This is a genomic window from Catenuloplanes indicus (assembly GCF_030813715.1).
Taxonomy (GTDB): domain Bacteria; phylum Actinomycetota; class Actinomycetes; order Mycobacteriales; family Micromonosporaceae; genus Catenuloplanes; species Catenuloplanes indicus.
Map to the genome: position 1 here is coordinate 8,630,990 of NZ_JAUSUZ010000001.1, position 17,593 is coordinate 8,648,582.

The 17,593-nt window shown below is 71.5% G+C and carries 24 protein-coding genes; 15 read left to right on the top strand and 9 right to left on the bottom strand.

Annotation, left to right across the window (positions count from 1 at the left end; translation table 11 throughout):
* Window positions 1–59 precede the first annotated feature (59 nt).
* The 3 genes from J2S42_RS38655 to J2S42_RS38665 are packed head-to-tail and all read left to right on the top strand — an operon-like array spanning window position 60 to window position 2,007.
* Window positions 60–542 (top strand): glycosyltransferase family protein, encoded by a 483-nt coding sequence (locus J2S42_RS38655; protein WP_307247534.1) that lies wholly within the window; start codon window positions 60–62, stop codon window positions 540–542.
* A complete protein-coding gene (locus J2S42_RS38660) occupies window positions 539–1,090 on the top strand; it encodes a glycosyltransferase (protein ID WP_307247537.1) in 552 nt (183 codons plus the stop codon). Before J2S42_RS38655 ends, J2S42_RS38660 begins: the two co-directional genes overlap by 4 nt.
* Window positions 1,087–2,007: a glycosyltransferase family 2 protein gene (locus J2S42_RS38665; protein ID WP_307247539.1), complete on the top strand. Its 921-nt coding sequence runs from the start codon at window positions 1,087–1,089 to the stop codon at window positions 2,005–2,007. The genes J2S42_RS38660 and J2S42_RS38665 overlap by 4 nt, the downstream gene beginning before the upstream one ends.
* A gap of 43 nt (window positions 2,008–2,050) precedes the next feature.
* Here the strand turns inward: J2S42_RS38665 and J2S42_RS38670 are convergent, their stop codons facing one another.
* The 3 genes from J2S42_RS38670 to J2S42_RS38680 form a co-directional block, all read right to left on the bottom strand.
* Window positions 2,051–3,424 carry a sugar transferase gene (locus tag J2S42_RS38670; protein WP_307247541.1) on the bottom strand — a complete coding sequence of 458 codons (1,374 nt, stop codon included), beginning with the start codon at window positions 3,422–3,424 and terminating at the stop codon, window positions 2,051–2,053.
* Window positions 3,425–3,658: 234 nt separating this feature from the next.
* Complete coding sequence (locus J2S42_RS38675; RefSeq protein WP_307247543.1) at window positions 3,659–5,104, bottom strand: glycoside hydrolase family 16 protein; 1,446 nt, start codon at window positions 5,102–5,104, stop codon at window positions 3,659–3,661.
* An 89-nt stretch (window positions 5,105–5,193) separates the two neighbouring features.
* Window positions 5,194–5,799, bottom strand: a complete 606-nt coding sequence (locus J2S42_RS38680; protein ID WP_307247545.1) for a hypothetical protein — start codon at window positions 5,797–5,799, stop codon at window positions 5,194–5,196.
* 200 nt (window positions 5,800–5,999) lie between these two features.
* On the opposite strand from J2S42_RS38680, the gene J2S42_RS38685 reads away from it, so the two are divergent.
* The 3 genes from J2S42_RS38685 (at window position 6,000) to J2S42_RS38695 (ending at window position 7,446) form a co-directional block, all read left to right on the top strand.
* A complete protein-coding gene (locus tag J2S42_RS38685) occupies window positions 6,000–6,479 on the top strand; it encodes a hypothetical protein (protein ID WP_307247547.1) in 480 nt (159 codons plus the stop codon).
* Window positions 6,480–6,514: 35 nt separating this feature from the next.
* Window positions 6,515–6,811 (top strand): hypothetical protein, encoded by a 297-nt coding sequence (locus J2S42_RS38690; RefSeq protein WP_307247549.1) that lies wholly within the window; start codon window positions 6,515–6,517, stop codon window positions 6,809–6,811.
* Between the two features lie 305 nt (window positions 6,812–7,116).
* A complete protein-coding gene (locus J2S42_RS38695) occupies window positions 7,117–7,446 on the top strand; it encodes a hypothetical protein (RefSeq protein WP_307249273.1) in 330 nt (109 codons plus the stop codon).
* 17 nt (window positions 7,447–7,463) lie between these two features.
* Here J2S42_RS38695 and J2S42_RS38700 read toward each other — a convergent pair whose 3' ends face one another.
* Complete coding sequence (locus J2S42_RS38700; RefSeq protein WP_307247551.1) at window positions 7,464–7,919, bottom strand: DUF4396 domain-containing protein; 456 nt, start codon at window positions 7,917–7,919, stop codon at window positions 7,464–7,466.
* A 249-nt stretch (window positions 7,920–8,168) separates the two neighbouring features.
* On the opposite strand from J2S42_RS38700, the gene J2S42_RS38705 reads away from it, so the two are divergent.
* Genes J2S42_RS38705 through J2S42_RS38715 form a run of 3 tightly spaced genes read left to right on the top strand, consistent with a single transcriptional unit; the run spans window position 8,169 to window position 9,530 of the window.
* Window positions 8,169–8,810 (top strand): RDD family protein, encoded by a 642-nt coding sequence (locus J2S42_RS38705; RefSeq protein ID WP_307247553.1) that lies wholly within the window; start codon window positions 8,169–8,171, stop codon window positions 8,808–8,810.
* Window positions 8,811–8,828: 18 nt separating this feature from the next.
* A complete protein-coding gene (locus tag J2S42_RS38710) occupies window positions 8,829–9,170 on the top strand; it encodes a hypothetical protein (protein WP_307247555.1) in 342 nt (113 codons plus the stop codon).
* Between the two features lie 57 nt (window positions 9,171–9,227).
* Complete coding sequence (locus J2S42_RS38715; protein WP_307247557.1) at window positions 9,228–9,530, top strand: GNAT family N-acetyltransferase; 303 nt, start codon at window positions 9,228–9,230, stop codon at window positions 9,528–9,530.
* An 84-nt stretch (window positions 9,531–9,614) separates the two neighbouring features.
* Here the strand turns inward: J2S42_RS38715 and J2S42_RS38720 are convergent, their stop codons facing one another.
* Window positions 9,615–9,821, bottom strand: a complete 207-nt coding sequence (locus J2S42_RS38720) for a hypothetical protein (RefSeq protein WP_307247559.1) — start codon at window positions 9,819–9,821, stop codon at window positions 9,615–9,617.
* A gap of 101 nt (window positions 9,822–9,922) precedes the next feature.
* On the opposite strand from J2S42_RS38720, the gene J2S42_RS38725 reads away from it, so the two are divergent.
* Genes J2S42_RS38725 through J2S42_RS38735 form a run of 3 tightly spaced genes read left to right on the top strand, consistent with a single transcriptional unit; the run spans window position 9,923 to window position 11,051 of the window.
* Window positions 9,923–10,270, top strand: coding sequence for an ArsR/SmtB family transcription factor (locus J2S42_RS38725; RefSeq protein WP_307247561.1), 348 nt, complete (start codon window positions 9,923–9,925; stop codon window positions 10,268–10,270).
* A complete protein-coding gene (locus J2S42_RS38730) occupies window positions 10,267–10,698 on the top strand; it encodes an SRPBCC family protein (RefSeq protein ID WP_307247563.1) in 432 nt (143 codons plus the stop codon). The genes J2S42_RS38725 and J2S42_RS38730 overlap by 4 nt, the downstream gene beginning before the upstream one ends.
* Window positions 10,695–11,051 carry a nuclear transport factor 2 family protein gene (locus tag J2S42_RS38735; RefSeq protein ID WP_307247565.1) on the top strand — a complete coding sequence of 119 codons (357 nt, stop codon included), beginning with the start codon at window positions 10,695–10,697 and terminating at the stop codon, window positions 11,049–11,051. Before J2S42_RS38730 ends, J2S42_RS38735 begins: the two co-directional genes overlap by 4 nt.
* A gap of 32 nt (window positions 11,052–11,083) precedes the next feature.
* Here J2S42_RS38735 and J2S42_RS38740 read toward each other — a convergent pair whose 3' ends face one another.
* The 3 genes from J2S42_RS38740 to J2S42_RS38750 all read right to left on the bottom strand — a co-directional run bounded on the left by J2S42_RS38740 (window position 11,084) and on the right by J2S42_RS38750 (window position 13,691).
* On the bottom strand, window positions 11,084–11,485 hold the full coding sequence (locus J2S42_RS38740; RefSeq protein WP_307247567.1) for a MerR family transcriptional regulator: 402 nt from the start codon (window positions 11,483–11,485) through the stop codon (window positions 11,084–11,086).
* Window positions 11,486–11,490: 5 nt separating this feature from the next.
* Window positions 11,491–12,996 carry a SulP family inorganic anion transporter gene (locus J2S42_RS38745; protein WP_307247569.1) on the bottom strand — a complete coding sequence of 502 codons (1,506 nt, stop codon included), beginning with the start codon at window positions 12,994–12,996 and terminating at the stop codon, window positions 11,491–11,493.
* A gap of 233 nt (window positions 12,997–13,229) precedes the next feature.
* A complete protein-coding gene (locus J2S42_RS38750; protein WP_307247571.1) occupies window positions 13,230–13,691 on the bottom strand; it encodes a hypothetical protein in 462 nt (153 codons plus the stop codon).
* 89 nt (window positions 13,692–13,780) lie between these two features.
* Between J2S42_RS38750 and J2S42_RS38755 the strand changes: the two genes are divergently transcribed.
* The gene (locus tag J2S42_RS38755) at window positions 13,781–15,004 is read left to right on the top strand and encodes a sulfotransferase family protein (protein ID WP_307247573.1); all 1,224 of its coding nucleotides are present in this window, start codon (window positions 13,781–13,783) and stop codon (window positions 15,002–15,004) included.
* Here the strand turns inward: J2S42_RS38755 and J2S42_RS38760 are convergent.
* Window positions 14,994–15,866, bottom strand: a complete 873-nt coding sequence (locus tag J2S42_RS38760; RefSeq protein ID WP_307247575.1) for an SDR family NAD(P)-dependent oxidoreductase — start codon at window positions 15,864–15,866, stop codon at window positions 14,994–14,996. The two genes, J2S42_RS38755 and J2S42_RS38760, sit on opposite strands and share 11 nt — an antisense overlap.
* A gap of 102 nt (window positions 15,867–15,968) precedes the next feature.
* Here J2S42_RS38760 and J2S42_RS38765 point away from each other — a divergent pair, with 102 nt between their 5' ends.
* Together J2S42_RS38765 and J2S42_RS38770 are read left to right on the top strand one after the other, a co-directional pair.
* A complete protein-coding gene (locus tag J2S42_RS38765) occupies window positions 15,969–16,802 on the top strand; it encodes a helix-turn-helix domain-containing protein (RefSeq protein WP_307247577.1) in 834 nt (277 codons plus the stop codon).
* 158 nt (window positions 16,803–16,960) lie between these two features.
* Entirely contained in the window at window positions 16,961–17,593 is a 633-nt protein-coding gene (locus J2S42_RS38770) for a TetR/AcrR family transcriptional regulator (protein ID WP_307247579.1), read from the top strand.

Sequence of the window (17,593 nt, forward strand, 5' to 3'; positions counted from 1 at the left end):
CCTATAAATTGTTTCCGTCGTTGAAAGCGGGGCCGCCAAAGATCGTTTAGGAGGAATGCATGGGTCACGTGCCGGGCGACGGGTCGGGCAGCCCGCCGCTTCTGCTGGTCGCCTCCAGCGGAGGACATCTCGCGCAGCTTCTCGCGCTCGAACCGTGGTACCGGGAGCGGAACCGCCGGTGGGTCAGCTTCGACACGCCGGACGCGGTCTCCCTGCTGCGCGACGAGACGGTCACCTGGGCGCATCACCCGACCACCCGCAACCTGCGGAACCTCCTGCGAAACCTGCGCCTCGCCGCCGCTCTGGTCCGCCCCGCCCGGGCCGGTGCGGTGATCACCACCGGAGCGGGCGTCGCCTTCCCGTTCGTGTTGCTGGCCTGGCTCCAGCGGATCCCCACCGTCTACATCGAGGTCTACGACCGGATAGACACGCCGACACTCACCGCGCGCCTGTGCCGGCCGTTCCTGTCCGCGATGCTCGTCCAGTGGGAGGAGCAGCGCAGGCTCTATCCCGAGGCCACCGTCGTGGGGCAGCTGATATGACCGAGGCGAGCACTCCGTCGGTGCTGGTCGTGGTCGGCACCGACGTGCACCGCTTCGACCGGTTGATGGGATGGCTGGAGCAGTGGCACACGACCCGCCGCGACGGTCTCGCCATGTTGATCCAGCACGGCAGCAGCCGGCGCCCGGAGATTCCCGGCGCCACCGCCTTTCTGGCCCATGAGGCACTGGCCGAGGCGATGACCAGGGTTCGGGCCGTGGTCAGCCACGGCGGCCCGGCCACCATCACCGAGGCCCGGCGCAACGGGCACACCCCGATCGTGGTCGCCCGCGATCCCGCGCACGGCGAACACGTCGACGACCATCAGATGCTGTTCGCCGGCCGGCTGGCCGGGTACGGCCTGATCCGGCTCTGCGCCTCCGCCACGGAGTTGCACACCGCGCTCGACGAGGCGATGTCCGGTGTCCCCGGTGCCCCGGCCAGGATACCGGCCCAGACGGACCGGTCGGCGGCGGTACGGCGGGTGGGCCGCATCGTCGACGACCTCCTGGCCGTCCGGCACCAGGGCCGGCGTGGGGGAGGGCGATGAGCCCGGCGATCTCCGTGATCGTGCCGACCGTCGACCGGCCCGAGCTGATGCGCCGGGCCGTGGACGCGGCCACCGGTCAGGAACACCCAGGCATGATCGAGGTGATCGTCGTCTTCGACCGTAACCCGCCGGACGAGTCCCTCCAGCGCGCCTGGCGCGACCCCTCCGGTGCGGAACGGGTGGTCCGGGTGATCCCCAACCGGCGGCGTCCCGGTCTCGCCGGCGCCCGCAACAGCGGGATCGACGCCGCGACCGGCGACCTGATCGCGTTCTGCGACGACGACGACGAATGGCTGCCCGGCAAGCTCGCCGCACAGCTTCCGGCACTGGATGCCGGGGCGGACTTCGTCTGCTCGGGCATCCGGGTGACCACCGGGGAGTCCGAACACGAGCGGGTGCTCCACCGCACCCGGGTGTCGCTCGCCGACCTGCTGCGCGACCGGATCACCGAGCTGCACCCGTCGACGTTCCTCATCCGGGCCGCGGCCCTGCGCGATCACATCGGCCTGGTCGACGAGGACATCCCCGGCAGTTACGCGGAGGACTACGAGTTCCTGCTCCGGGCCGCGCGACGCGGGCCGCTGGCCAACGTGCCGAGTCCCGGGGTGCTGGTCCGCTGGTATCGCCGCTCGCACTTCACCGAGCGCTGGGAGACCATCTCCGAGGCGCTGCGCTGGTTGCTGGAGCGCTATCCGGAGTTCGCCGGCGAGCCGGCCGGCCTCGCCCGGGTCTGCGGTCAGATCGCCTTCGCCGAGGCGGCGCTGGGCAACGGCCGGTCGGCGGCCCGGTGGGCCGGCCGGACACTGGCCGGGAACGCCCGCGAACCCCGGGCGTACCTCGCGCTGGCCGTCGCCGGCGGGCTCCTCAGCCCGGACACCGTGGTGCGCACGCTGCGCCGGCGCGGTCGCGGCATCTGACCGATCCTCCGGGCCGGTTCTGCCGGCCCGGAGGGGTCCGCCGTCAGTAGGCGCCGCTGGACCGGGCCACTGCGGTCACCGTGCGAGCGAGGATGATCAGGTCCAGGGTGAGAGTCCAGTTCTCCACGTACCGCAGGTCGAGCCGAATCGCTTCCTCCCACGGCAGGTCGCCCCGTCCGGAGACCTGCCACAGCCCGGTCATGCCGGGCTTGACCACCAGCCTCCGGCGCATGTCCTCCGGGTACGCGGCCACCTCCGCCGGAAGCGGCGGCCGAGGTCCGACCAGCGACATCTCGCCGCGCACCACATTCACCAGCTGCGGCAACTCGTCGAGGGAGTACCGTCGCAGAAATCGGCCCACCCGGCTGATCCGCGGATCCTCGCGTAGCTTGAACAGCACCCCGTCGTGGTCGTTGAGGTGGCGCAGCGCGGCCAGTTGCGCCTCGGCGCCGAGCCGCATGGTGCGAAACTTCAGCATGGTGAAGGGCCGCTCATGCCGCCCCACCCGGGTCTGCCGAAACAGCACCGGGCCGGGTGCGCTCCGGTCCAGCCGGACGGCGAGCGCGCACGCCGCCAACAGCGGAGCGAGCACGATCAGGGCAAGAGCCGCGGCGGTACGGTCGAAAAGGTTCTTGACCAGGCGTCCCGGGCCGGTGAGCCGTGGATGCTCGACATGCAGCATCGGCAGTCCGTCCACCGGCCGGATGGTCGTACGCCCGTCGGTGACCTCCACCAGCGCGCTGGACAGCACCAGGTCGATGTCCTGGCCCTCCAGCCGCCATGCGAGCCGGCGCACGGCCGGCCCGTCCAGTTCCGGGCAGGGCAGGATCATCACGGTGTCGGCCTGCGCGGTCAGCGCGACCGTGGCGATCGACTCGAATCCCTCGATCACCGGGACGGTCCGTAGCTGCGGCGGCAGATCATCCCGCCGGGGCACACAGGCCGCCACCACCTCAAGCCCGTGGTACCGCTCGTGACGCAGCTGCCCGGTCAGCGCGGCGACCGAGCCGGCGTGCCCGGCCACCACCACCCGGCGCAGGCAGCGCCGACGGGACCAGGCCCGGTGCAGTGCCATCCGGTTCAGGCGCCGGGCGGCGAGCCCGAGCGCGGTGAGCGCCGGCATCGCCACGGTCACGTAGCCACGGGCGACCTCCGCCTCGGACACGTACGACAGAAAGGCGATCGTCGCGGTGAGCGCCAGCGCCGCCCGCAGCACCCGCTGGTACTCCTCGTTGCCGCTGAACAGGTACCGGTCGTCGTAGGCGTGATTGAGCAGCAGTGCGATCAGCCAGCCCGCCGACAGCAGCACGCTGATCAGCGCATACGACCATCCCTCGGTCGTCAGGTCGCCCCCGAAGCGGACTTGCATGGCGATCAGGACCGCGGCCACCACGGCCAGGGTGTCGCTGACGATCAAGGTGAGGACGTAACGCCGTTGCCACGCGGGGCGGGCCGAGGCCTGAGTCCGTGGCGCGGGGACGGTGACGGCCGCAAGGGTGTCTGATGACATCATCGGCTGGTGCCCTTCCGATGGGTAGCACGACAGACCGGGGGTCCCGCCCGGTCGGGTGCCGTCGAAGGAGAGGCCGCCAAGCCACTTCGAACAGAGTTAACGTAACAACCTTTGGTAACGTTTCAGTTACCGTGAGTTTCAGCTCCGTTCCCACACCCGGACGTAGTCGACGCGGAAGTCCGCCGGGAACGTCGTGGCCGCGTTCGGATCGCCGAGCCAGCCACCGACCTGGAAGTTGATCCGCAGGTGGAAGGGCCGGCTGAACGCCTCGGTGAACCAGGGCGTCGTGGACCGGTTCCGCTTCCAGACCTCGGTGCCGTCGATGTACCACCGCAGTTCGTCGCGGTCCCACTCGGTGACGTAGGTGTGGTAGCCGTCGGCCGGATAGCCGACCGGGAAGTCGTAGCGGTTGTCCTGCTTGACCGGCGTGTAGTCATAGAAGATCGACTGAGTGGCCGCGTGGTAGTAGTCCTCGCCGCCGGGCAGCTCCACCACGTCGATCTCACCCACCCCGCCGTCGTCCGGCCGCAACCAGAACGCGGGCCACAGGCCGGTGGAGTTGCCCGGGCCGGTGGGCGTCTTCGCCCGGATCTCGAACCGGCCGTACGTGAACGACTTCTTCCCCTGTGTCGTCAGGTACGCCGTGGTGTATTTGCGGCTCTCGGACCCGCAGGTGGCGCTCTCCCGCTGAGCCGTGATCACCATCGTGTCGTCGCCCACCGAGACGTTGTCGTCGGTGATGCAGGCCAGGTCGTAGTCGACCATCGTGTCGTCCTTCGCCACCCACTTGGTGGTGTCCAGCCTCCCGGTGTCGAACTCGTCGGACCAGGTCAGCTTCCAGCCGGCCGGCGCCTGCGGCCCGGCCGCGACGGGCGGGGTGCTGGCCGGTGTCCGGGAGGGTGGCGGCGGCGGGGCGGTGCTCGGCGCGCTGCCGATCCCCGCGTCGGAGGTGGCCGACGGGGACGGCGACGTGGGGCTGGGCGCCGGTGGCGCGCTGGTGGCGCCGCTCGGCCCGCCACGATAGGTGAGGGTCAGCTGTGGACGGATGCCCGTGTCGCGGTTCTCCCTCGAGGCCCAGTAGACACGGGTGCCGAGCTGCTCCTGCCGCACCGTGAACGTGTACCGCCCGTTACCGGCCACGGCGCCGGAGACGTCCCACTCGTTGTAGCCCGACCGCACCGACGTGGCCCGGTCCAGCCCGGCACCGACGGCGGCACGCCGGGTCACCACGCCGGTGCCGGTGACCGAGCCGCCCAGGTGCACGCTGGTCATCGCGCCGAACGCCTGCCAGGAATAGAGCCGCAGTACGGCCCGGACATCGACGGCGCCGGCCGGGATGTCGGCCACGTCGAAGCTGATCACCGCGTCCCGCCAGCCTCGTGGGTTCCGGTCGCAGGTCGACGGGCACGTGGCCAGGGTGCTCTTGACGCTGTTGTCGCCGTCCTGCGGAACGGTCGTGCTGGTGGTGTCGGCAACCGCCGCGACGGTCAGATCACCGTGGTCGTCCGCGAGCAGCGGCACGGTGGTCAGCAGCGCCGCCGCCGCGGCCACGCCGACCACCAGCAGGAGTCTGGTCCGTCGCACCGGCATTCTCCCCTCACGATGAAGCTCTGGGGCACACTACCGATACGAGCGCCTTGATCACTCTCCGCATGCGCGAACAAGGCATCAACCTAAGCCGAATTTAAGGAAAGGTGCCACCGCGAGGGGTTGCGGTAGGCATGCGTCCCCGGGGCAGGCCGGGGCGTCGCCGGCCGTGATCCGTGGGTGGTGGAGCGACGAGACCGTCGACGACGACTGACCGGGCCGCGTCGGTCGAAGCGCCGGAGAAACCCCGCACGACCGCGGTCGCGCCCAAGATCTACAGCGCGGCCCAAGCCCCGCGGCGCGTCCATTGCCGGCACGCCCCGCTGGACGACGGCGGAACCGGGCACGCGACCCGCTGTCAGCAGCGCGTCCAGTTCGCCGAGCAGCACCTTGAGGTCGTCCGGCCCGGTCAGGTCGTAGTGCTTACTGACCGCGTGCTCATCAGAGATACGGAGGGCGTCAAGCTCCGCTTCCCGGCTGATCCGGATCAGCAGGCTGCCCAGCCAGGCCGCCGACTCGAACTCGCTGACGACCACCGGCTTGCCGTGGTCGGGCCGTGCTCTGCCTATGGCACCCACGTCAGCCGAACCGGGCGAACGGCAGATCTCCGAGTCGAGCCGAACGACGGTAGGCGACATCATGCCGCTCATCCGCTGTGAGCGCGCGCAGGTCGCGATCACTGAGCGATTCATCCAGCTGCGATATCATTGCCGTCATTGAATTATCGAGGCGATCGGGGGCGACGATGTCCGCCAACCCAGGACGGGGAACGGGCCGAGCGTCCAACCAGTCGCCGTCCGCGGAATCGTCTCCGGCCGACGGCCGTCGAGGCATCGTCGGCTGGTTGCTGGGACGCCCCTGGTGGCAGGGTGTCGGTGCAATAGTGGCCATTGTGGCCGTACTGATACCGTTCATCGCAAACGGCGACGGCAAAGGGGCAAAGCCTGACGCCTCCAGCGCCGCAAGCAACAGCGGCCAGGCATCGACGATCCAGGCCAACTCCGGCGGCTGCAACGTGCAGGGTTCGGGCAACGTGGTGGCGTGCGGGCCCGGCTTGGAGCAGTCGTACGGGCAGATCTCCTTGGCCTACTACATCGACTCTTTCTACTACACCGGGACGGCTCAGGAGCTCCCCGCGCCCCCTGATTACCCAGCCGAGAACGCCAACGACCACTGTAAGGAATGGCAGTCCTGGATCGCGGGCAATCCGGCGATGTACAACACGTACCCGTACATCGACCTTGAGATGCTGTCCGGCAGCGCCGACCTGGTGGTGGTGAAGAGCGCCGAGGTGGCGATCTTCAAGCGAACCCCGAGCGCCGGCGGGACCGCCCTGACGTGCCGGCATACCGGAGGTGACATCCCGTCGTAGTCATCGAGGTCGATACGGTAGAAGGCCGGACCACGATGTCCACGTTCGACGGACCGGACCAGGTTGATGGTCCCGACGCCATGCCGCCGGCCTCGATTCAGCTGACCGAACGCGGTTACCGATACGCGAGGCTCCTCATCGAGTCGAAGGAAGGCTATCTCTACGAGGGCGCGTTGACCGTCCGGGCGGTCATCAACGGGACCGAGAAGACCTACCAGATCGGAAGCGCGCAGCATCCTCTCCGCTGGATCCGCACCCCCAGGGACGATTCGGGTCCCGTACCGCTGGATTGGAACCCCACCGCGCGGGAGTGGACCGACACCGCGTGGTGAATCGCGAGGCACGGGGCCGTCGACCGGCCCGGATTGCCGCTGCGCGAAACACCGGGCCTGCTGCCGGCGTGCGCCGTGGCCGGACGCGCCGCTGATGAACAACGCGCAGGCCTGGCGTGCACGCTCGTGCCGACGTGAGTGCGTCTTTTTGGATGGCCCTCAGGCGATGCGAAACCGCGAAGCCGGACCGCGCCATGGCGGATTTCTGTCATACCCGGGCGATACCGTTCGCGGGTGATGGACCCACAACACACGGCCGAGGCCGTCCGGGGTGCCGCGTCGGCCGGACGGCCCGCGTGACCACCATGATCGAGGGGGTCTGGTCCCTGCATCGGAGGCGCGGTGGCGAACTGCTTGCCTCGCTGGTCGTGACCGGCGGGGATTTCCCCTGGCTGCACGCGCGGGTGGAGCCGGCGGGCGGCCTGGAGGACGTGCGGCCGCTGTTCGTCGACGAGTTGCGGCTGCTGGAGCGGGTCGACGAGGACGTCGAGGCGTGGGAGCGGGCGTACGACGCGGTGCGCAACGTCGTTGTGCTGCGCTATCCGGACGGCCGCGACGTGCCGGAGTTCCTGCTGCACGTCGACGGCGACGAGGCCTGGTGGCGGTGGAGCGACCAGGCCTTCGACGACGACTGACCGGACGGCGCCGGTGGTCAGTGGTGGTGCGGGACGACCGCGTGGCCGCGGCCGCGGAAGATGAGCCAGCGGTTGATCGGGACGGTGAGGACGAACGCGACGGCCAGTGCGAACGCGAGCGAGGCCCAGAAGACGACGGTGAGCGGCCCGGCGTCCATCGCGCCGGGGACGAGCAGCATCACGGCGTTGTCGATGGTCTCCACGGCCGCGATCGAGATCGTGCGGCGGCCAGCGCGATGCTCAGCGCGGCACGCGGGCCGAGGTGCTGGGCGAGCAGCGGGCGCATGGTCAGCGCGTAGCCGAAGAGCAACGCGAGCGCGACGGAGAGTGCGCCGGTGCCGCCGACGCGCCGGCCGAGCGCGGGTGCCGATCATCATGCCGAGGATCTCGCCGATCGCGCAGCCGGTGAGACAGCGCGCCGTGGCCTGCACGGCCGGCCGCCAGGTCCCTGCCGGATGCGTCACGCCGACCACAAACCCTCAGGGGGGTACGTGACGACAGTGCCGCCGGGCGGGCCGGACCCGGGCACCACGACGGCGCCGGCGTCGCGCTGAGCGACGCGGAACAGGCGGTGACCGGGCGCCGGCGGCAGCGTCCCGGCCGGTCACGATCGCGCTGCCGCACTGCCGTAGCCCGCTGGAAGTCCTGCGCCACACCGCCCCTGCCGCCGCCCGGGAGATGCCCGGCTGCCCGCGCGTGCGGGCACCTGATAGAAACGCCGCGTGAGCGATCAGCCCCAGTACCCGCAGTACCCGTCGGCGCAGCCGGGCCCGCAGCCCGGTCAGTACCCGGCCTACCCGCAGTACCCCGCCGCCGCACAGTCCGGGCCGCAGCCGGTCCAGTACCCGCCGCACCCGCCCCAGCCGCCGGCCTGGACCGACCCGGTCGCACCGGACGGGCGCCCGGTGGCCGACGCGGGCCGCCGGCTCGCCGCCCGGCTCGTCGACAGCGTCATCTTCATGCTCGCGGCCGGCGTGCTGGCCGGTGCGATCGGCGGCGGCCTGGTCGCGCTGTTGGTCAACACGGCCGGCGACGAGTCCCCGCTCGTCCCGATCACCGGCGTAACCGCGATCGTGCTGGTCATGCTCGGCGTTCAGTACGTCCACGAGGTCGAGATCCCGCTGCGCTGGCACGGCCAGACCCCGGGCAAGCGCATGCTGAAACTGGCCGTCGCCTCACTCGACCCGTACGCGCCGCTGACCCGCGGCCGCCTGACCTACCGATGGCTGGCCACGCTCGGCTTCTCCATCCTCTCCAACTGCTACGTCGGCCTCATCGACCCGCTCTGGTGCCTCTGGGACAAGCCCTACCGCCAGTGCCTCCACGACAAGCCCGCCCGCACCCTCGTGGTCCGCGTCCAGTGATCGGAGGTCGATGACCGGATGGCCCGGGAACGGGAGCGGCCGTCCCAGGGGGCCACGGAGGCGGCGGTCGTGCACCTGCTCCGGGACGCCATTCTCTCGATCAGGTTCGAGGTCGCGCCGCTCCGCGACGACGTGCCGGAACGGGAACGTCTGCACCGTGCGTGGGTGCTCGCCGACCTCTGCCACAACCTTCCGGCATGGCTGGATCCCACCCACCGGGCGAGGATCCACGAGGGCGTGGAGTACCTGTGGCGCTCCGCGCCGGAGCCGAGACGCGCCTGGTTACGGAGCCGCTGGGACGAGATCGGCTATGACCACGCGTGGCTGGCCGATTCGCCGGCATCCGCTCGCGGTGAGTGATGTGGCGCCTCGCACGCCGCCCGGTGGCGGGAGCCGGTGGCGTGATTGGATGGCTGGGTGACGTACACGGTGACTGACCTGCCCGACCGCGAGCGCTTCGAGGCGCGTGATGCTTCCGGGGCGCTCGCCGGGGTGCTCACCTATCAGGTCACCGGGCCGATCATCGCCTGCACGCACACCGACATCGAGCCCGGCTTCGAGAACACCGGCGTCGACGCGGCGCTGGCCCGCGCGGTCATGGACGACGCCCGCAGCCGCAACCGCACGGTCGTGCCGATCTGCCCGTTGCTGACCGCCTGGCTGGACAAGAACCGCCAGTACGAGAAGATCGTCGTCCGGTCCACCCGCCGGGTGAAGTAGCGGCCGCACCGGTTCATGCCGGCGGGCACTCAGGCGATCGACGCTCGCCGCCGCTCCCGGAGCGCGGAGGCCCGGGGAGCGGGGTCAGCGGGTGCGGCGGATCTTGCGGAGCAGCGTGGACCAGACGCCGGCCGCAACGCCGAGGGAGCCGCCGGCTGCCGCGCCCGCGCCCGAGGCCAGGAAGAGGGCCCGGGCGCAGTCCGGGCAGACCTCGCGGCCGAGGATCGTCTCCTCGAAGGGTTCGCGGACCCGGCGTTCGCAGTCGGGGCATACGCGACCGGACAGACCCATGCCGACCTCCTGATGCGGTCATCGTACCGGTGAATGCCGAGGTCTTCGGCCTTCAACAAGTAACCTTTTGTGCAAACGAAGATTTGTATTAGGGTCGAACCATGACGACATCGCTCGCGCCGCCGGAGCCCGACCTCGATGCGGCGTTCGCCGCGTTGGCCGATCCGGTGCGGCGGGCGCTGGTGAGCCGGCTGGCGCGGGGGGAGGCCACGGTGAAGCAGCTGGCGGAGCCGTTCGCGCTCACCCAGCAGGCGATCTCGCACCACGTCGGTGTGCTGCGCCGCTGTGGGCTGGTGGAGCAGCGGCGGGACGGGACCAGCCGGCCGTGCCGGCTGCGGGCGGAGCGGCTGGAGCTGCTCAGCACGTGGATCGACGACCAGCGGCGGGCCTGGGGTGACCGGCTCGACGCGCTCGAACGGCACCTCGGCGACGACGGGACGGCGCGGTGAGCGGTGACGAGCTGATCGCGCGGCGGCGGCTGGCGGCGAGCCCGGAGCGGGTGTGGACCGCGTTCACCACGCCGGCCGGCATCGCGGCGTTCTGGGGTGGCGCGCACGCCACCGTACCGCCGGGGTCCGTGGTCGTCGATTGCCGGCCGGGCGGGGAGTTCGCGCTCGACACGCGCGCGCCCGGCGGTGCGGCGGGCCGGCTCCGGTTCGTCTACGTCAGTGTCGCGGCGCCGCACGAGCTGGTCTTCGACGAGCCGGTCACCGGGATCCGCACCACCGTCACGATCCGCCCGGACGGCGACGGCGTGGAGCTGACCGTCCATCAGCGCCGGCTCCCGCCGGAGCTGCGCACCGCCCGGGCCGCCGACGGCCTCGCCTCGATCCTCGAGGCGCTCGACCTTCACCTGCGGCAAGGAGCAGACCGGTGAACCAGCGTGACCTCGTGGCGCGGTACTTCGACGGCTTCCGGGCCGGCGACCACGCGAAGATCCTGGCCACGCTGCACGACGACGTCGAGTGGGTGATCCACGGGCACCGCACCACGCGCGGGAAGGCCGAGTTCGACGGGGAGATCGAGAACCCCGGGTTCAGCGGCGTGCCGACGCTGGACGTGCAGCGGGTGCACGAGGACGGTCCGGTGGTGTTCGCGCTCGGTGAGGGCCGTGGGGTGAGCGTCGCGCACGGGCCGTTCCGGTTCGCGTTCAACGACGTCTTCACGTTCCGCGGCGGGCTGATCGCGCGCGTCGACTCCTACGTGGTGCCGCTGCCCGACGGGCGTTGACGTGCTGAACGGCCACCGAGCACCCCGCTGTCTCAGGGTGCGAAGCGGTCGACCTGCTCCTGGATCTGACCGGCGAAGCCCTCTGCCATCGCCAGCTGGTCGCGCAGCGCCTGTACGCGCCCCTGCGCGGCCTCGTGGAACGTGTGCAGCCGGTCCATCAGCGCGGCCCGCTCGCCGCCGGCGGGCGCGGGGGCGGCGGCCAGCGAGTCGAGGATGTCCAGCAGGTCGCGCATCTCCTCGAGCGTGAAACCGAGCGGCTTCATCCGCTTGACCACGGCGAGGCGGGCCAGGTCGGGCTCGCTGTACAGCCGGAACCCGCCCTCGCTGCGCGCGCTCGGGGTGACGAGGCCGGCCTGCTCGTAGTGCCGGATGGTGCGGATGCTCAACCCGACCCGCTCGGCCGCCTCGCCGATCTGCATGTGCCGTCCCGTCATGGTGATCAGTGCGCGGCGGTGAGCTTACCCGCTAGATTCTCGTGCATCAGCGCGCTCTCCTCGTTCAGCCCGGTGATCTCCACGTGCTTGCCGCGCGCCGCGTACTTCGTGGTGATCGCGTCCAACGCGGCGACCGAGGACGCGTCCCAGATGTGCGCCTTCGACAGGTCGATGACCACGCGGTCCGGGTCGCCGGCGTAGTCGAACTGGTAGACCAGGTCGTTGCTGGACGCGAAGAACAGCTCGCCGTGCACAGCGTAGACGCGGGTGCCCCCGTCCGGGCCGAGCACGCTCGTGACCGTGGTGACGTGCGCGACCCGCCGGGCGAAGATGACCATGGCGGCCAGCACGCCGAGCACGACGCCGATCGCGAGGTTGTGCGTGGCCAGCGTCGCGGCCACGGTCACGCCCATCACGACCAGCTCCCCCCACGGCATGCGCCGGAGCGTGGCCGGTGCGACGCTGTGCCAGTCGAACGTCGCCACCGACACGATGATCATCACGGCGACCAGCGCGGCCATCGGGATCACCGCGACCACGTCACCCAGTGCCACCACCAGCACCAGCAGGAACGCGCCGGCCAGGAATGTGGACAGCCGGGTCCGGGCGCCGGACGCCTTCACGTTGATCATCGTCTGGCCGATCATGGCGCAGCCGCCCATGCCACCGAAGAAGCCGGTCACGATGTTCGCCACGCCCTGTCCCCACGACTCGCGGGTCTTGTCCGAGTGCGTGTCCGTCACGTCGTCGACCAGCTTCGCGGTCATCAGCGACTCCATCAGGCCGACCAGGGCCAGCGCCAGCGCGTACGGTGCGATGATTGTCAGCGTTTCCCAGGTGTACGGGACGTCCGGCAGCGCCAGGACCGGCAGGCTGTCCGGCAGTGCACCCTCGTCGCCGACGGTGGGGACCTTCACGCCGGCGATCACGGTGAACGCGGTCAGCGCCACGATCGCGATCAACGGCGCCGGCACCACGGTGGTCAGCCGTGGCAGCAACACGATGATCGCCAAGGCGATCGCCACCAGTGCATAGACCAGCCATGGTACGCCGAACAGGTGCGGAAGCTGCGCCGTGAAGATCAGGATCGCGAGCGCGTTGACGAAGCCGACCATGACGGACCGCGGGATGAACCGCATCAGCCTCGCCACGCCCAGCAGCGCCAGCACGATCTGGATCAAGCCGCCGACGATCACGGCCGCGATCAGATGCCCGAGCCCGTGATCCTTCACCAGGGGCGCGATGACCAGCGCGATCGCGCCGGTCGCCGCGGAGATCATTGCTGGCCGCCCGCCGGTGAACGCGATCGTCACCGCCATGGTGAACGACGCGAACAGCCCGACCCGCGGATCCACGCCGGCCAGGACGGAGAACGAGATCGCCTCCGGGATCAGCGCGAGCGCGACCACCAGCCCCGCCAGCACCTCGGTACGCAGCACCGCGCCCGAGGACAGCCAGGCCGGCCGGGACAGGCGCGGCCCACGCGCCGCCGTCATCTGGGACGAAGACATCTAACTCATCTCTTTCCGGACAGGCCTCCGCGTGTGGGAGTGCCGGTCGTGCAACGGTGACCGGCGCCCCTCCGGTCACCGGCGGCGAGCCTTCCGCCCGCATGGCCTGATCGCGCCGAGGGGCCACCGGCCACACCTCGATCGCGTCCGGAACTCTACTCTCCGGAGAGGGGAGAGTTGTGCGCCTCCCGGAGGTGTCGATGATCACGGCGTCCCGGGTGCCGTGACGGACGTCAGGGCCGGGTGCCGAGGGGCAGGCCGCAGATGAGGGCGGTGGCGAGCAGCGTGGGCAGCAGGCAGAGGGCGATCTTCAGCGGAGCGGGAAGGCCGCTGCGGACGATCACGAGGTTGACGTAGACCAGGGCCGGGCCGATCAGCAACGCCGGGAAAAAGATCAGGAACAGGTTGCACAGCAGGATCGGCAGGAAGACGAGGGCGCGCAGCAGGGGTGGGGTCGGCGGGCCGACGTGGTGGTCGACGTCGCGGATCGTGAGCGTCGGGTACGCCTCCAGCAGGCCGGCGGTCGCGCGGACGACGACCGGATGGCCCGACGCGCCGGGCAGCCGGAACGTGAGGCCGTCGTTCTCCGCCACGCCCTGCCCGGCGATCCCGACCCGGGCCCGCCCGGTGAACGGCTCCACCGATGCCTCGACCGGCTGGTCCACGCCGTAGATGTTGATGATCATTTTTGCCACGGGCGCCGATGCTATTGCCATGGTCCACTGAGGGCAACGGAATACCCGGTGGTGTCGGCCGCCGACCGGACCATGCCGAGGAGACGAACATGACGTATCCCGCCGCGGACGGGCCGCGTGCGGCCTCCTGGCTGCGACCGTTGAACGCGGTGCTGCGGCCGGTCGTCCCGTACGCCTCGATCGAGGCCGCGCAGAAGGCGGCGAGCCGGCGCACCGGCCTGCCTGCCCGCGCGGACGACGAGGCGTTCGCCGAGGACATGCGGGTCCTGTGCGACGCGATCCGGGACGCCCCGGCGCTGAGCCCGGTCGGGCGGCTGGGCACCCAGGAGGAGCTCACCCGCCGGCTGGAGGCCCGGCTGCGGATGCGGCACCTGCTCGATCAGGATCCCGGTGTCGCCGATCGGGCGATCGCGCGGCCGATCCTCGTCACCGGGCTGCCGCGGACCGGCACGACGCTGCTGCACCGCATGCTCGGCGTGCACCCCGCGGCCCGCGCGCCGAAACTGTGGGAGCTTCTGGGCCCGGCGTCGCTCGGCCGGGAGGACGAGAAGCTGATCAAGGCGGCCCGGCGGATGTCCTCCATGTACCACCGCAGCATGCCCGAGATGCGGACGGTGCACCCGCTCGATCCGTTCGGTCCCGAGGAGTGCGTGTTCCTGCTGCCGCACAGCGACCAGTTCGACGGCGTCGTGCCCGTGCCCGCCTACCGCTCCTGGTACGCGCAGCGGGACGCCCGGCCCGACTACGCCTACTACCGGCTCCAGCTGCAGGCGATGCGGGAGCGCGACAACCCGGCGCGGTGGGTCCTGAAGTCGCCCTATCACCTCAACCACCTCGACGTGTTCCTCGAGACGTTCCCGGACGCCATGATCGTCATGACTCACCGCGACCCGGCGGCGGCGATGCTCTCCTGGTGCTACTTCATGGAGGGAAGCCGCCGGCTGTACAACACCGTGGTCGACCCGCACGAGATCGGCGCCACCTGGTTCGAGATCTGGAGCCGGGCGACCGAGCGGGCGCGGCGCGTCCGGCAAGCGCGCCCGGAGCGTTTCGTCGACGTCGACTATGCCGCCCTGTCCGCCACCCCCGTCCCGGTCGCGGTGGAGGTGGCGGCCCGGCTCGGGCTGGCCGGCTCCGCGGACTGGCAGCGGCTTGCGGCCGTGGAGGCGGGCCGCGGCGGCGACCGGGGGCGGCCGGCGCCCGTTCGGCCGTCGCTGGCCCGGTACGGTCTCGACGCGGCCGGCGTGCGGCGCGACCTGGCCCTGCCCGCGGTCACCACCGGGAACGACGGTGCCGCGGGGGTCAGGCGGTGAGCAGTGCGGCGGTGGCGTCCCAGAGGCGGCGTTCCCGGGTGCGGTCGTGGGCGAACGGCTTCGGCTCGATGAGGTGGTCGCGGAGTACGAACGCGCCGTCGCGCAGGTGCGACCAGCGGTCGTCGAGCGCGACCGAGGCCAGCGCCGGGCCGGAACGCTCCGGCGTGGAGACGCCGGGGATGCGGGACAGCGCGAGGCCGATCGCCCGGACCGCCGGCGGTGCGTCGCGGCCGAGCGCGGTGCCGGGCATCCAGCCGGGCTCGAACACGGTCACGCCGATGCCGGGCGCGACGTGCCGCTGCAGCTCGTGGGCGTAGTAGAGGATGGCGAGCTTCGCGTTCGAGTACGCGACGCCGGGCGGGTCGCCGGACGGCCGGGCCAGCTCCAGCGGGTCGCGCCAGCGCGCCTCCGGCACGCCGAGGAGCCGGCGCCAGACGTTCTGGTAGTACGTGTTCGAGCCGAGCAGCACGATCCGGGCCGGTGCGGTGAGCGTGCCGTGCAGGTCCGCGACGAGCTGCGCGTGCGCCAGGTAGTTGACCGCGAACGTCAGCTCGTGGCCGTCCGCGGAGACGCGCCGGGTGTCGCCGGACATCAGGCCGGCGTTGCCGATCAGCGCGCGCAGCGGACGTACCGTGCCGGTGTCGATCAGGTTCTTCGCGGCGGCGGCCGCGGCACGCACGTCGGCGAGCCGGGACAGGTCGGCGGTGATCTCGTGCACCCGGGCGCCGCGGTCGCGGGCCTCGGCCGCGACCGCGGACAGGTTGCGGCCGACGAGCAGCAGGTCGGCGCCGCGGGCGGCGAGCGCGAGCGTGGTGCTCCGGCCGAGGTTGCGGGACGGGCCGGTGATCAGTACGGAGGTCATGCTCCGAGCCTGGGCCGCGGGACGGCCGGTAGGCAGCCGTCCCGTTGTCGTAGGACTGCTGGGTCCAGGACAACCGGCGGCCGGGCGCGCAGACTGGGTCGCATGGAGTCGTGGGGGTTCGGCGCGACGGTGCGGCGCTGGCGGGATCGGGTCGCGCCGGAGGCGGTCGGCGTGCCGGTGGGCCGGCGGCGGCGCGCGGCCGGTCTGCGCCGGGAGGAGCTGGCCGCGCTGGCCGGTATCTCGGCGGATTACCTGACCCGGCTGGAGCAGGGCCGGGCGACCGCGCCGTCCGCGCAGGTGGTGGAGGCGCTGGCCCGCGCGCTGCGGATCAACGACGCCGAGCGCGACCTGCTCTACCGGCTGGCCGGGCATGCGGCGCCGGGCCGGGACGTGGTGCCGTCCCGGGTGCCGCCGAGCGTGCAGCGGCTGCTGGACCGGCTGGCGCACACGCCGGTCGTGGTGTGGGACGCGAGCTGGACGCTGGTGCTGGCGAACGCGCCGTACGACGCGTTGATGGGTGCGACGACGGCCTGGCACGGGCTGGAGCGGAATGCGATCTGGCGCAATCTGACCGGCCGTAACGGCCGGGTGGTGCACACGCCCGAGGAGCGGGCCGGCCTGGAGGCGGGGCTGGTCGCGGACCTGCGGCTGACGGTGTCGCGGTATCCGGCGGACCGTGGGCTGGCGAGACTGGTCGGCGAGTTGCGGGGCTGCCCGCGGTTCCCGGAGCTCTGGGAGGCCGCGCCGCCGGCGCAGGGGCCGGCCCGTCGGAAGATCATCGATCATCCGGCGGTCGGCCGGATCACGCTGGACTGCGACACACTGGTGGTGGCGCAGGACGATCTGCGGATCATGGCCTACACGGCCGAGCCGGGCACCGAGGACGCGGAGCGGCTGGCGCTGGCGATCGTCCTCGGCACGCAGAGCCTCGTGTGAGATATCCGCCGGCTCGCGTTTACGCAGGCAGGCCGCTGACCGGTCACCGTGCGTATCGGTACCGTTCGGCGCGATCGCAAGCCGGATAGGCGACAGAAATCGATATTTCAGACTTCGCTGGAGCCGGTCTCCAGTGAACCGACCTAGACTCGCGCGTTATGAGCACCACCCAGGCGGGACCGGTGCGGCGCAGTCGCCGTGCCGGGTACACGGCCGCGACCCACCGCTCCATCCTCGAGGCCGCCCGCCGCCTGTTCCGCGAGCGGGGCTACTTCGCGGTGAAGGTGGAGGAGGTGGCGCGCGCCGCCCGCGTCTCGCCCGCGACCGTCTACGCCGTGGCCGGTGGCAAGGGTGGTCTGCTGCGCTCGCTGATGCGGTTCTGCGCGGCCGCGCCCGCGGTCACCGCGAACCTGGACCTGATCGACCGCGCCGACGACCCGGGCCGGATCCTGGACCTGGTCGCGGACACCACGCTCGACATGCGCCGTGAGTGGGGCGACGTGCTGCGCGTCATCATGGCGACCGCGCCGCACGAGCCGGACGCGGCCGCGGCGCTGGCCGAGGCGACCGACCGGTACCGCTCCGGCCTCCTGCTGGCCGCGAAGCGCCTGTCCCGGCTCGGCGCGCTGCGCACCGGCGTCGACGTGCCGCACGCGGACGCGCTGCTGTGGTTCTACTTCGGCTACTCCTCGTTGTTCACGCTCGTCGACGACCTGCACTGGAGCGACGGCGACGCGGTGGCGTGGCTGCGCACCGCGGCCGCGGACGCGCTGCTGGAGCCGGGTGCCTGA

Coding starts and splice junctions, on each gene's coding strand:
- J2S42_RS38655 (WP_307247534.1), top strand. CDS start 60: ATGGGTCACGTGCCGGGCGACGGGTCGGGCAGCCCGCCGCTTCTGCTG.
- J2S42_RS38660 (WP_307247537.1), top strand. CDS start 539: ATGACCGAGGCGAGCACTCCGTCGGTGCTGGTCGTGGTCGGCACCGAC.
- J2S42_RS38665 (WP_307247539.1), top strand. CDS start 1,087: ATGAGCCCGGCGATCTCCGTGATCGTGCCGACCGTCGACCGGCCCGAG.
- J2S42_RS38680 (WP_307247545.1), bottom strand. CDS start 5,799: ATGAATCGCTCAGTGATCGCGACCTGCGCGCGCTCACAGCGGATGAGC.
- J2S42_RS38690 (WP_307247549.1), top strand. CDS start 6,515: ATGTCCACGTTCGACGGACCGGACCAGGTTGATGGTCCCGACGCCATG.
- J2S42_RS38695 (WP_307249273.1), top strand. CDS start 7,117: ATGATCGAGGGGGTCTGGTCCCTGCATCGGAGGCGCGGTGGCGAACTG.
- J2S42_RS38710 (WP_307247555.1), top strand. CDS start 8,829: ATGGCCCGGGAACGGGAGCGGCCGTCCCAGGGGGCCACGGAGGCGGCG.
- J2S42_RS38720 (WP_307247559.1), bottom strand. CDS start 9,821: ATGGGTCTGTCCGGTCGCGTATGCCCCGACTGCGAACGCCGGGTCCGC.
- J2S42_RS38725 (WP_307247561.1), top strand. CDS start 9,923: ATGACGACATCGCTCGCGCCGCCGGAGCCCGACCTCGATGCGGCGTTC.
- J2S42_RS38740 (WP_307247567.1), bottom strand. CDS start 11,485: ATGACGGGACGGCACATGCAGATCGGCGAGGCGGCCGAGCGGGTCGGG.
- J2S42_RS38745 (WP_307247569.1), bottom strand. CDS start 12,996: ATGTCTTCGTCCCAGATGACGGCGGCGCGTGGGCCGCGCCTGTCCCGG.
- J2S42_RS38755 (WP_307247573.1), top strand. CDS start 13,781: ATGACGTATCCCGCCGCGGACGGGCCGCGTGCGGCCTCCTGGCTGCGA.
- J2S42_RS38760 (WP_307247575.1), bottom strand. CDS start 15,866: ATGACCTCCGTACTGATCACCGGCCCGTCCCGCAACCTCGGCCGGAGC.
- J2S42_RS38765 (WP_307247577.1), top strand. CDS start 15,969: ATGGAGTCGTGGGGGTTCGGCGCGACGGTGCGGCGCTGGCGGGATCGG.
- J2S42_RS38770 (WP_307247579.1), top strand. CDS start 16,961: ATGAGCACCACCCAGGCGGGACCGGTGCGGCGCAGTCGCCGTGCCGGG.